General features: G+C 35.2%; 10 protein-coding genes. All 10 read right to left on the reverse strand.

Translation table 11 applies throughout. The features are described 5' to 3' along the window. Nucleotides 1-73: 73 nt before the first annotated feature. The 10 genes from Q0857_RS09515 to Q0857_RS09560 all read right to left on the reverse strand — a co-directional run bounded on the left by Q0857_RS09515 (nt 74) and on the right by Q0857_RS09560 (nt 13,140). Nucleotides 74-1,531, reverse strand: a complete 1,458-nt coding sequence (locus Q0857_RS09515) for a hypothetical protein (protein WP_298534327.1) — start codon at nt 1,529-1,531, stop codon at nt 74-76. A gap of 80 nt (nt 1,532-1,611) precedes the next feature. After that, on the reverse strand, nt 1,612-1,998 hold the full coding sequence (locus Q0857_RS09520) for a hypothetical protein (RefSeq protein WP_298534329.1): 387 nt from the start codon (nt 1,996-1,998) through the stop codon (nt 1,612-1,614). Between the two features lie 69 nt (nt 1,999-2,067). Further along, complete coding sequence (locus Q0857_RS09525) at nt 2,068-3,609, reverse strand: arylsulfatase (RefSeq protein ID WP_298534332.1); 1,542 nt, start codon at nt 3,607-3,609, stop codon at nt 2,068-2,070. A gap of 136 nt (nt 3,610-3,745) precedes the next feature. Beyond that, complete coding sequence (locus tag Q0857_RS09530) at nt 3,746-4,552, reverse strand: hypothetical protein (RefSeq protein ID WP_298534334.1); 807 nt, start codon at nt 4,550-4,552, stop codon at nt 3,746-3,748. A gap of 82 nt (nt 4,553-4,634) precedes the next feature. Beyond that, complete coding sequence (locus tag Q0857_RS09535; RefSeq protein WP_298534336.1) at nt 4,635-6,788, reverse strand: DUF748 domain-containing protein; 2,154 nt, start codon at nt 6,786-6,788, stop codon at nt 4,635-4,637. Nucleotides 6,789-6,795: 7 nt separating this feature from the next. Beyond that, nucleotides 6,796-8,673 (reverse strand): DUF3604 domain-containing protein, encoded by a 1,878-nt coding sequence (locus Q0857_RS09540; protein ID WP_298534338.1) that lies wholly within the window; start codon nt 8,671-8,673, stop codon nt 6,796-6,798. Between the two features lie 12 nt (nt 8,674-8,685). Continuing rightward, nucleotides 8,686-9,633 (reverse strand): transporter, encoded by a 948-nt coding sequence (locus Q0857_RS09545; RefSeq protein ID WP_298534341.1) that lies wholly within the window; start codon nt 9,631-9,633, stop codon nt 8,686-8,688. A gap of 15 nt (nt 9,634-9,648) precedes the next feature. Next, nucleotides 9,649-11,229 (reverse strand): arylsulfatase, encoded by a 1,581-nt coding sequence (locus Q0857_RS09550; RefSeq protein WP_298534343.1) that lies wholly within the window; start codon nt 11,227-11,229, stop codon nt 9,649-9,651. A gap of 87 nt (nt 11,230-11,316) precedes the next feature. Next, a complete protein-coding gene (locus Q0857_RS09555; RefSeq protein ID WP_298534345.1) occupies nt 11,317-12,384 on the reverse strand; it encodes a DUF6515 family protein in 1,068 nt (355 codons plus the stop codon). Nucleotides 12,385-12,411: 27 nt separating this feature from the next. After that, the gene (locus tag Q0857_RS09560; protein ID WP_298534348.1) at nt 12,412-13,140 is read right to left on the reverse strand and encodes a DUF2092 domain-containing protein; all 729 of its coding nucleotides are present in this window, start codon (nt 13,138-13,140) and stop codon (nt 12,412-12,414) included. Nucleotides 13,141-13,162 lie beyond the last annotated feature (22 nt).

The raw sequence follows: 13,162 nt of genomic DNA on the forward strand, positions 1-13,162 counted from the left end.
TTTTTTTATGTCATTTCTTAGTGTGTTGAAAATTAGTTTTGAAATTAATAAAGATGATTTTACCCTGGAAGTTTTAGTCCTCACTACTAAAGCTTTTTAATTTTTTATTAAGAATAGGCACATCAATACCAATTACAAATTGCCAGCGTGTGTACTTTAACTGCGTATTTGGTTCGTTAGTGATGTTTGAGTCTCCAAAGTTAATAGTATATGGGCTTACAAATGAAGTTGAGCTATTTGTGTTCGTTATACCAGATATAATACTTAACCATTTTAATTTCCAATCAATTCCAGCACTAAGGTGATAAAAGTCTTCACCAGTATTAATGGATTTATTTTCACTGGTAGAAATATCGAAAATATTGGCACTGTTTTTTAATGAATTAAAATCTGTTGAGAAACCACCATAGGCCTTCAGATTATCACGAAGCCTATATTCTACACCAATACCAATGTTAAGGACCGCTTTGCGTTCTTCATCAAAATTTACAGGTTCTTGTTCTCCACTGCCAGTATCAATATCTGGTATGGTTAACCTGGTGTATTTAGTCATACTTGTTATATAATCAATATTTAAATGAAATTTTCCCCTGTTTATAGGAATTCCTGTTCCAACAGATATTCCTAAAGGAACTTTTCTTTTTGCTGTTAAATCATCAAAATTATAATCAAGGTATTGGTTTGATCCAGGACCAACACCTGAAACAATTTTAGAATAAGAAAAGCTTCCATCTTTAACAACTTCTAAGTAAGGTAAATTTATATTTAAGCCTACAACAAATTTTGGAAACTTGTAGTTTGCACCAAGTTTCATAAATAAGCCATAAGATTTTTGATTGAAACTTACGGTATTCTGGTAAAAGGCTATGTCGTCATCACCGGATTCTACAATATGATTCACTAAAGAGCTTCCTCCATATTTATACAAAGAAACAAAGGCTGATACACCTAAATTGAAGTTTTCATTTACTTTATAGGCCCAAGAGCCTCCAGTCCAATCATCTTTTAAGTCTGTATTTAAATTAATATTGGCATGGTGATTTTTTGCATTTGGAAATTGATTTAAAATATCATCGTTAAGATAACTTTTGCTATAGCTTATGTTCGTATTGTTGTTAGATTTTGTTAAATAGGAATAGGCAAAACGCGTATTGAATAAGTTAAATACTCCACCCGCCATGGTTGAAGCACTATTAAACTTGGTACTACTAATTTGAGCATCATCAATTGTAGAGCTTTTGAGTTTTAGGTTTACTAGTTGATAAGCCTTTGCGTTTAAGGAAAAACCAACATTGTCTGTGTTAGCTAGGAAAGAAGGGTTGTAATAAGTTAAACCTAAATCTGATACACTACCAGTAACGTTTCCTACTAGTAAAATAGAGCGGTTACCAAAGTTATTGAATTTATAATTGCCTTCTTGTGCCCGTCCTAAAAATAAATTCAGTAATAAAACAAAAACCAAGCAGTATTTGAATGACATAGTAATTGAAAATGAATTAAGTAAACTTACTTCTAAAATGAGTGTTTTCAAAGTTTAACAGGATAAATTATATGCCATAAAAAAAGCACAAGTTATAACTTGTGCTTTTTAATTATTTGTAAAATTTGTTTTTACATGCCAACAATACTCATGGCTTTCTTAAGTAAATCAGGATTTTTAGTGATATAATCAACGGCTGCTTGGCTCAATGATTTGTCTCCTAAAACAGATTTCATTAATCCTTTTAATCCACCAGAGTTTTTAGCTGCCATTCCCATAAGCGCATCTTTAGTGTCTGGGTTAGATTTTAAGTGATCTATCGTTTTCTCTTGTAGATCTTTGTCTTTCATTAAAGCCTCTTTTATTTGATCTGCTTGACTAGATGAACTTGCTTGTGAAACAGCATCTTTTCCTGCTTTGTTCAAGTCTTTAGTGTTAACTGATGGTAAGGTTTGAGCACTTAATGTAGCGGTTGCTGAAAATGCTAATGCAATGGTAAAAAATAATAATTTTTTCATAAAGTATTGTTTTATAGATTAATTAAAAAAATGGAGGTGTTTAACCTCCATTTTTGAATTGTGTTTATTTTAATTATTTCCGGGATCCGATAATTTATCCATAACATTGTCTAAATTAAACGCTGCGGCTTTCATGCGTGGCGGATATTCTTGAAATGTCTTTAGAAAATTGCCAACATACTCTGAAGCAGGAAGTAACAAAAATGCATGGTCTAAATACCAATCCCAATAGGTGTTTGATGTTACTGTAGCAAATTCATAAGGGTCTCTTCTTAGATTATATAACAAAGGAATACGTAAGGTTACAAAAGGTTCTGCCCAAACTTGGAGTGTGCCTTGACTTCTTTGTTCCATAAAGATAACTTTCCAATCATTATAACGTAAGGCGGTTAAATCACCATCATCTGAAAAGTAGAATAGTTCCTTACGTGGGCTTTTTTCTGATTCCCCTGTTAAATGAGGTAATATATTATACCCATCTAAATGCACTTTATAGGTTTTTCCTCCAATTGATTTCCCTTTCAACAGTTCATCTTTAATATTTTCATTTCCAGCCGCAGCCAAAAATGTTGGCATCCAATCCATCCCAGAAACGATTTCATTAGAAACCGAACCGGCTTTGATTTTCCCTGGCCAACGCACCATGGATGGTGTTCTCCAACCACCTTCCCAATTGGTGTTCTTTTCACCTCTAAAGGCGCTAACAGCGGCATCTGGCCATGAGTTTTTATGAGGGCCATTATCTGTGCCATATTGCACAATAGTATTTTCTGCTACGCCCAATTCATCTAATAAATCTAAAAGCTCACCCACATGCATATCATGTTCTACCATACCATCGCCATACTCATTTTGACCAGAAAGACCTCTATGTTCTTCTTTTACATGTGTTCTGAAATGCATTCTAGTTCCATTCCACCATACAAAAAATGGTTCTCCTGACTTTACAGCCTCTCTAATGAATTTCTTCGCAGCGACAATAGTTTCATCGTCTACCGTCTCCATACGTTTTTTTGTTAATGGTCCGGTATCTTCAATTTTACCATCAGAATATGAATGTATTACACCTCGAGGTCCAAATCTTTTCGCGAAATTAGGATACTCAGCAGGATCTGGATAATCTTCTAGTTCAGGCTCTTCTTCGGCATTTAAATGGTATAGGTTTCCGAAAAATTCATCAAATCCATGATTAGTTGGTAACATCTCATCACGATCTCCTAAATGGTTTTTTCCAAATTGGCCTGTGCGATATCCTAAGGGTTTCAATAATTCTGCAATAGTAGGGTCTTTTTCGTTGATACCCTCTGCTGCTCCAGGCATACCTACTTTACTTAGTCCAGTTCTAAATACACTCTGTCCTAAAATGAATGACGAACGACCAGCAGTGCAACTTTGTTCAGAATAATAATCGGTAAAGATCATACCCTCATTGGCAACTCTATCAATATTAGGGGTTCTATAACCGACTAAGCCCATTGTATAGGCACTGATATTGGATTGACCAATGTCATCTCCCCAAATCACTAGGATATTGGGTTTTTTTTGAGCGTTTACCGACAATGCTAAACAACATATTATCAGGAATACTCCAAATTGTTTTAATGTTTTCATGAATTAATATTAATAGTTAAGTAATAAAAATACGACTTTACAGTATGACTATCAAAGGATAATATTAAATAATCTTTAATAATTGCATAGTTTAGATCTATGGTAAGCATAAGTAGCATAAATCGTGTATTTCCTTTTACAGTTTTGGTGGTGCGAACATTGTATTGATATTTAGTCGAATGGTAAAATCGCCTCTGCCTGGGCCGCTTACCACATATTCGGTCCCTAAAAACATAGATAGGTTTTTAGCAAATGCTTTTCCAAAATTCACTCCAAGTGGAATGTTATAAGCGCCGTTTTTCCAGTCAAATTTCATAATAGGCGAAAAGTTCATGAAATAACCTTGGTCAAATATTTTTGTAACAATGGGTTGAAACAACATATAGTTTTGATCTGGTCTTTCTGAACTGCCTCCTAAAGATACATATTGTTGGCCAAGTAAGCCTAAAGTCATTCCAAAGCCTTTAGTCATAAAAACTCCGGCTAAACCCGGACTCCATTTGCCAGCACCTAAAAGTTCTGAACTTGCTGTTGGTATAATTAATGATGGCCCTATACCTAATAATCCAATCTTTGTTTTAAAAGCAATGACATCTACTAAAATCAAATCGGATAATCCTGTTGCATCAAGCTGAGAGTTTGGTAGGGTTTGTCCAATTACTGGTACTTCCAAGCGGTATATAGTATAAACCTTTGAGGGATTTTTACTTTTTATAAAAGGCAAGCCAATGGTTTGTGTTGGCTGCATAATTCTACTAATCAAAATTAATTGATCTCCACCGTTATCTTTAAAGGTGTAATTTGGTTGAATCTGCAGTTTGGTTACAAATGCCAATGGGTTTGTGGCATTTTGAGCTGCGCCTTTAACGTCGTTTCCGTTGTCTTGAGAAAATAATAAGCTCGATAGAAATAAGCAAATGCTGGAGATTAAGTAGTTTTTCATATCAATTTTTATTGGGTATAGAAAATAACAATGTCTGTTTTAAATGTATTAATTCCATTCCCACATTTATGAGTAAAAAAAATCAGTTATTTTCTATCATACCATAAGTAATTAAAAACTTAGGATAGGAACCTGTATTTTCAGGAGCCTCTGGTTCAGATTTTTGAACAATAATTTTTGTCGGAAATGACGCGTTCTTTAAATAATCGATGGTATTCTTGATAAGCTTTTCATTCTTTATATTAACGACACTATCAAATTGAACTGTGTTTGTTAATGCCTTGATGGCGTCATCAAAAGTTGTGTTTTCATTGCCCATTTCTTTCAGAACAAATTGTTCAAACTGTTTTTCTTTCTTTCGATAGTCTTTATTAGTTTTTTGTTTAAACAAGTTCCCTGCATAGTCTTTTGCCAAGGCTTCTCTCTGTAATTCTTTATCAATATAGTAGGTCAATTCAATTTGAAGTTCAGGTTTACTTTGTTCAAGTTTTAATAGTTTGTCTAATTGTTTACTCTGTTTGCCAGAAGGAATGGTATCTGTATATGTAAATTCAATTTCTTCAAGTTCTTTTGGGTCTCCTCCAACTAATCCGACTAAGAAATTTACTGGAGAGGCTACTGTTTTGCCAATTACATTTTTAAAAGTCTGCCAAACAATTTTTCTAACATCGTAATCCGGATCATTCATATTACCCCTTACAGGTAATTCCAGATTTACATCACCATTCTTATCTGTTAATAAAAAGAAAGCAAATTTTAGAGGTAAATCATATAGACCACCTTTAACATTTTCAAGGGATGCATTTTTCACTAATAGTCTATTTTCGCTAGAAATATTGCCGTCTACAATTTTAGATTGAGAATAGTAATACATATCACCCTCTAAAATACTATGCCCCATGTAATAGTTCGTGTAAATATTGAGGTCGGGTAGTTTAAACTTTTCAATAGAAATATTGAGTGTCGAGTTTGAATAATCGTTAGGGTTTAAGCCTAATTGGGCTTTTAAATTACCTCGGTTATTTAGCAACATCGTAGAATTGATATCTAGCCAATTTGAAGTACTAGAAATCTCATTTGACTTTATTTCAATATGGCTTAAATGATACTTAAAAGGATCTCCTGTTAGGTTATCTGTATAATCAAGAATACCGTTATTTAATGTAAAGTTATGAACCATATATTTAATTTCATCCGAAGAACCTGAGCCCATAGAGTCAGTCTGAACAATTTCATTTTCATGTTCGTTAGGGGTGTTCAGTTTAAATATTTTGAAGAAATTATTTGATACGGAGTCTAACTGAAATAAGGTATATGAATCTGATACATTTACCGAGTTTAAAACGTAATTATTGTTGGCATAATCAAGTTTTTTAATGCTGGATGTAATACGTTTTGCAGACAGAAACTCATGGTTTAAGGTATCGGTCATTTTAAAGTCAAGAACTTCAACCTCACCAGAAATAACAGATTCTATAGCGGAATACGTGTTGCCAATAATGTCAATTTTAGAGTTCACAAGCCCTTCAAAAGAGTTGATATGTGCATAGGGTTTTATGTAGTTCAAGAAATTATCTAGGTAGAGTTTACTTATTGTAAAATGGGCATCATAGTCACCAGTAACAGGGTTTATATTTAGTGCTGATTCAAAATACCCGCCTCTTCTAAAATTAAATTTTAGGTCTGCACTACTTTTTTCTTCTTGGTTCCATCCTATAAATGGGATTAAAACTGAAAAGTCTTCTATATGCGTTTCCTTTTTTACATTTTCGTTATTGAAGAAGAAATCGGCTTCTTTAAGCTCAATATTCGAAATTTCGTATTTAAATAAACTTTCTTCAGGTTTAGATAGCGAATCTTCTTCTGAAGCGTGAAATGCAATGAGGTCATCAAAATTAAAAGTGGAGTCTTTCATAACGGTTTTAACCATTAAGCCTTTAATATAAAATTGCTCCACTACTTTTTCATTGAATAACATTTTATAGGGTTCCATGTCCAAAATGAGTGTGTCAAACTTAGTAAATTCATCAACTTCGTTTTGTTCGTACATTTTAAAGTTATGTATTCGTATGGTGCTTGTAAAGTAATTATACTTTAATTTTCCAACATCTATTTTTCTCCCAAGAAGTTCTTTACTATTATTGATCACGTAATTCTTAATAATAGTTGGTATAAAGAACATTGTTATACCAACTATTACTATAATTCCTAAAAGTATTTTAAATCGTTTATTCATTTATCAATTACATTGATTTATTAGGGGTGTACCAAATAGGACTTGACCAAACACGTTCTTGAACGGTTTTAGCAACATGATCAGGATAAGAAACTCCTTCCCTAATTTCGTCCCAAAGCGTCCATCTTGCTGTTGGAAGCTGAAGTGCTCTTACGTAGTAAAATGAAATTTCATCGGCATTAAAATCCGGATCGGACCAGGTGAGACTAAACTGTGTTGCTCCTTTAGAGGTATCAAAAGCACCTGTTTTTAGGTTCACTTTGGCATCTGTTGGGGTTGCACTGCCATCAGCGTTTAGTCTATGGTCTGACACGGCTACATTATAAGTTTTCTCCTGAAGTTTCCCATCTTTATACCAACCTTTTATAACTTGAACCCTATCTAGATTAGCATTCATTGGGTCTTTTAAAACCCAAATTAAAAATTTTGGTTTTTCGTTTGGATTAACTGTCAAATCACCGCCCATAGGTACCCCTTTGTTATAGCCATCTTTTGCTAAATCGTCATAGGTTTCATAGCTATCCTTATATCCATAGCCTGCAAAAAATCGAACTTTCATTCGAGGACCACTTGTTGCAAATGTTTCTCTGTTGTAAAGGCCATCCCAAATGCCTTCACGGGTATTATTGTTCGCCCATACTCCTGTGATAGCTCCTGGGTTTATGTCATAGGTTTTTGCCCAACCTGGAACTTCATTTATAACTCTATCCTGAGCTGTACCATCTGTTAATCCATGACTACCGGAATAGTTATCTTCTTCAACATTACTCATCTCTCCATTATGGTTATCGGTTCCGCCATTGAATCCTAATTTGTATGGATTTACGCCTAATTTGGTTTGGTATTCAAGACCTTTTTTTAATCCGTGTCGAACAAAATTCTTTTCTTCAAATAAGCGTCCACTATAATTTTTTAAGGACTCTGCATTTTCAAACTGGGCAAACTCATCATTAGGCCAGAACTTTGGATAAACTTCTGAGGCACCTTTTATTTGCATAATTTCAATGGTGCGTTCATACTGTGCACGTTTTTCGGCGTAACTCTTAGTTAGTGGCATACCATCTGGCATGTTTTCATCGAACATCATGCCCTTACTGGCATTTGAATTATGGGGAATTGCCAATACGGTAGACCCATTCTTTGTAATTTGATCCAACCAAGCCCAAAGCTCCGTTTCACGATTTACTTCTATATAACTTACAGGTAAATCTGGCACAATAGTATCTCTAAAAATGATGTTTCTGTGAAGGTTGCCACCTGCAGGGGCACCAGACCATTCAAAGGCATGAAGTGTTGTGAATTTACCGGGTTTATAATTTTTTTCGGTGGCTTCGTTCATTAAGGACCATGCATCCATAGTGGTGGTAACCCCTTGGTAAAACGGTGGGTGCTGCGGTGTGGCGCTCCTATTACTTTTAACAACGAGATCAAGAAATAATTGTTCGGCCTCTTCCAAGCCCTTAACATTTCTTAATTGTTTTGCTTCCGTTGAATTATAACCCTTAGCATTGGGATTCATAACCGTTTGCATTTCACCTATATATTCAGAATGGTCGGTCACAGCTGCAAAATCTAAAGGTCGTTTAAGTTGCACTTTTTTACCAGTTAATTCTAAAAGCATTTCTTCACCTTGTGCAAAACGAAGCGATTGATCTGGTGTAAGTCTATTGCCGCCGATATAGGCGTCTAATGAGTAGGAGGTATGCATATGTGTTTCACCAAAAAAAGCTTCCTTGTTTTCAAAATAAGGGATTGTACTTTCTTGATTTGCATCACTCTGTTCTACAGTTGATTCTTCCGTAATTGTTTTTTCCTCATTTTTGCAATTAGTAAGCGTAAGACAACTAAATACAAGAACAATACAGATTAATTGAAAAGGTTTCATAGTTATAGTGTTTTAATTTTTTTCTGTTTTGGCGTATACAAAGACTAAGCCTATGCGGAACATATTTCCGTCTAACCCATTGTCTCCTGCAAGGACTATCCCATAGCTTGATGTAGCTCCAAGAAAAGGTAGTATTTGATAGCCTGCAGATATGCCTCCTCCTAAAACGTTAATTTTATTATCTTGAGCTTGACCATTTATTTCAGATTCACCTCCAATGGCATACCTCAAGTCTATTCCTGCCCAGAATTTTTCTGTTAGATTATGTGTAAGGTGATTTTCAATTCCAAAAAGGGGATTTTGTATAGCTTCATTCCCTTGTACAATTATAGAAGGATCTGTGTTTTTAGTGTATAATTGTATATAGGGGTAAGATTCTATCCAAATAGGTCTTTTTGAATTTTTAGATAAAGGAAAACTCATGGGGGTTCCAAATTCAATGGTAAACCGGTTAGTACCTAGGTTTAATAGCTTAGAAGCGTCGTATGACCCCGAATACCAAACTCTTAGATAACCAAACATAGAATATGCCGGTGTGTGTTGGGCAAACTCTTTGATGGATAGGGCAGGAGCTCCAATTAAACCTAATTTCAAGGCCATAAAACCATCAGAAAACCCAGAGTTATTTAAGCCTGTAATAGTTTCATCCTGATCAGTAACAATAGTACCAGAGGCATTTGCAGGGTTAAACATAAATTGAACTTGCGCAAATCGCCCACCTAATCCAAAATTGTAAAATAAGGTTGTAGGGAATACATTGACATTAATATCTGAGTCTGTTAAATAAATATTTCCAGCTGGTACTAAATTTTGATTTAAATTCAAGTATTTAGGATTTGCACCAATAACACCTTTAGGCCCTAATAAGTATGATCTTGGCCCATCACCTTGAGAATAGGCTGCTATGGAGAAGTAGAACAACCCAATAGCGTATGCAAGAATATGTCTAGATTTAAACACTACCAATGGTATTAATTATAATCCAATTTGTTTAGGTGGATATTTTTTAAAGGTTGCAGCATGTGTTTTTAACTTAGCGCCTAGAGTTGCTAACCATGCACTGCGTCTGTGGCCTACGGGCATTTCTTCTTTTGGATCAATATATAAGTTAAACATCCATGGTGCTAGACCTACATCTTGAACTGTAGAATAATCAATCCACATATGAGTATCTTGGGGAATAATAACCTTGATATGCTGTTTATATTCTTTCATACGAATAGCCATTAATTCTTTACCCCACCAAAAATATACAGCCTCTCTATTAGTTGTTCCGTCTTCTAAAAACAAGAAGCTTGACTGATCAATAAAATCATAATAATTATTTTTAGGTAGTACATCTGTAGTAATTCCTGCTAATCTTAGATTCGTTCCGAATAGATCCATCAAATCAAAAATATCATCACTCTGGCGTCCAGGTGCTATCATACCTTTCCAATAAGCTATTCCTGGAATACGCACGCCACCTTCAAAAGTGGTTCCTTTAGCGCCTCTAAAAGGGGTGTAACCACCATCTGGCCATGAATCCATCTGTGGACCATTATCAGATGTAATAAAAATAAAAGTGTTTTCTAACACCCCAGCTTCATCAAGAGCTTTAACGATATTTCCAATATGCATATCAACCTCCGCAACTGCATTTTTATAAGCATATTTTGCCGCGCTTAAACCTGGATAATCAGGATTATCATGATTGTCGGCATGAACTTTCATGAAATTGTGGTCTATAAAAAAGGGTTGATCTGATTTAGCTAATTCTTTAATTCTTGAAATGGTGAAATCTGTAAGCACTTGATCTGCTCTACCCATGTCATCTATCGATTTCACTTGGCTTACTTTTTCTGTTTTACCGCCTTTAAATCCATGTTGCAGGTGATCATCCGGCCCGATGCCTTCAAAATCTGCCATTCTTTCTGGGTTTAATACTAAATCAGGATAACGTCTTGGGTCCACACCTTGAGAGATTTCTTTTTGAGCCGGGTAATAGCCCATAAATTCATCATAACCAACATCATGAGGTCGCATGCCCACAGCTTCTCCAATATGCCATTTCCCAGTTAATAAGGTATAATAACCAGCTTTACCAAGCAACGTAGCAATGCTAGTTTCTGTGTCCCAAGGGTTTTGCGTTAATATGTCACCGGCTAAAATTGGTCGAATCAATCCTGTGCGAACTGGTAATCTACCTGTGCGAATGGCTGACCGAGTTGATGTACAGGTTTGTTGGGAATAGCAGGACGTTAGTTTCAAGCCTTCAGCTGCTAATTTATCCATATTTGGAGTAGCTGCACCTATAGCAGCACCGCCACCATAACAACCAGGGTCTCCATAGCCCATATCGTCAACAATTAGCCAAACTATATTAGGCTTTTTTTTCGTCTTTTTTTCAAGCTCTAAAAGTTTTTTAGAAACTTCCTGCTCTTGCTCTGGATGCGGGATGGATCCTTCAAAGTTTTCTTTGGTTTTAACAGATTTGTCAAAGCTTTGGGCATTTAGAGCATAAGGGCAGGCACAAAAAATGTACAAAGCCGCAATAATAATTATGGTCTTTTTCATAGCAACACATTATGGAAATATATATACTGCCATAATCTTAAGTAGGTGTCTAGGTTTAAAGAAAATCCTCTGGATTTGGTAAGGTTTTTAGCTTTCTTTCTTAACTTCTACAATTTCATACATATTTTTACCATCTACTTGAATAGGCTGATAATAGGTTTGCCCAAATTGAACGTAAGTGACATCACCAATTTTAACTTCTTCACCACCTTCTGGTAAGCCTGGAACAATGGTGCCAGCTGTTGCTGGTACTACAATATAGCCATCCTTATTTTCCTCATAGAATGCGCCTCCATAGTAGTAGTTGGTACTATTATCGACTTCCACTTTTTGAGCCTCTTTCGGAATCTCGGGGACTTCTGCTCCTATGGGTGCTTGCACGGCCACAAAGCCATCTTCGGTTTTGAGATAGTAATTTCCGTTTTCATAATTATATTCTTCCTTCTCATTGGTGTCATCATTGGTAATACTAACAATGATGGCTGTTGTAGCTAATGTAGCAACAAAGAATCCCCATGGATGATAAACTGGGCCCCAATAAAAAGGAGTGTAAGGGTGGTAAAAATAGGGTCTATGGCAGTAATATCCGAAGCCTCCATACCTATATGGAGGCCTTACATAAGCCCTACTGCCACCTCTAACATAGGTGTTTCTATTATTTACATTAATATTGACATTATTATTCCCAATACGGGTGTTGTTACCAACTTTATTGTTGTTTCCGGTTTTGTTTCCAATTTTATTGCCATTTTTATTACCAGCTCTATTAGTAGTTTTATTTTTAACATTAGATGTTTTTCTATTACTAACTTTTGATTGCCCAGTACTTGCTCTATTATTAGTTGCCGGTTTCGTACTTTTATTTGGAATGTTTTTTTTGTTAGAAAAGTCACGACTCTTATTTCTTGTACTTCCGCCATTTATGGATTTATTTTGGGGTCTTTGAGTTGTTGAAGGTCGAGTTGTTTGCCTTGACCTACTAGGCGTATGGGTTGGTCTAGACATAGAATGACCACCACCTCTAGACATGCCACCTCTGGACATGCCTCCGCCTCCTCTCATCCGCTGCGCTAACATGTCTGAAGGGAATATAAGTGCTACAAAAATAAGTATAAGTCCTAGGGTGTGTTTTATATTGAGTTTATATACTGTCATGACGTTAAATTTTTAGTGATGGTATGATTAAGATTTCTTTAAAATGCTAATTAATTTTGCGCTTGGAGGTGCTAAAAAATTAAAGACAGCATCAGGGACATTGGGGTTTAATGACCAGTTGCTAAAAGTAGATTCGTATTGCATATTGTTTTTGTTCTTATAAATAATAACAAAATGTTTAGGCAGTAAATGGGTTTTGTTTGAAATCCAAAATTGAACGTTCATCTCTTTATTAATGGCCATAATATGGTAGCATTCTTCTCCAGACAAGGTCTTTTTACCTAGGAACTTAACTTCGTCAAAATATTCCATGATATGGTCTGTAAAATCAGGATAAAAGAAGTCGGCAGCCGGAAACTTAAAATCATAGCTATTATGCATTTGATCGATCATTTCTAACGTCGTTTCCGGAGCTTCAAGAGTCACGTAGTTATTCTCATCATAATTGTAATAGGTCATAAAAGAACCATCATACCAAAAGCCCATTTTTCCTTTCGACCCATCGGTTCTAGTAAATAATTTATCTGGACCTGAGAATGTAACGGTGCTTTTTGAGTAGTTTTTTATAATATTCTTATTGCTGTCCAACCGGTCATTAGAGGTTTCTAAATCAAAAGATACTGAACTTAAGTTTCCAATAATATCAGTCATTTTGTCTAAAACAAAAATGGCAGTTGAATCTATTTTTTTGGAAGTTTGTGATATGCCACGCAGTGAGAAGGCACATAGGATACATAAAATTAATACTTTCTTCATAGTAGTAATGAAATAATTAGAT

Source organism: uncultured Algibacter sp. (assembly GCF_947495925.1).
Classification (GTDB): Bacteria; Bacteroidota; Bacteroidia; order Flavobacteriales; family Flavobacteriaceae; genus Algibacter_E.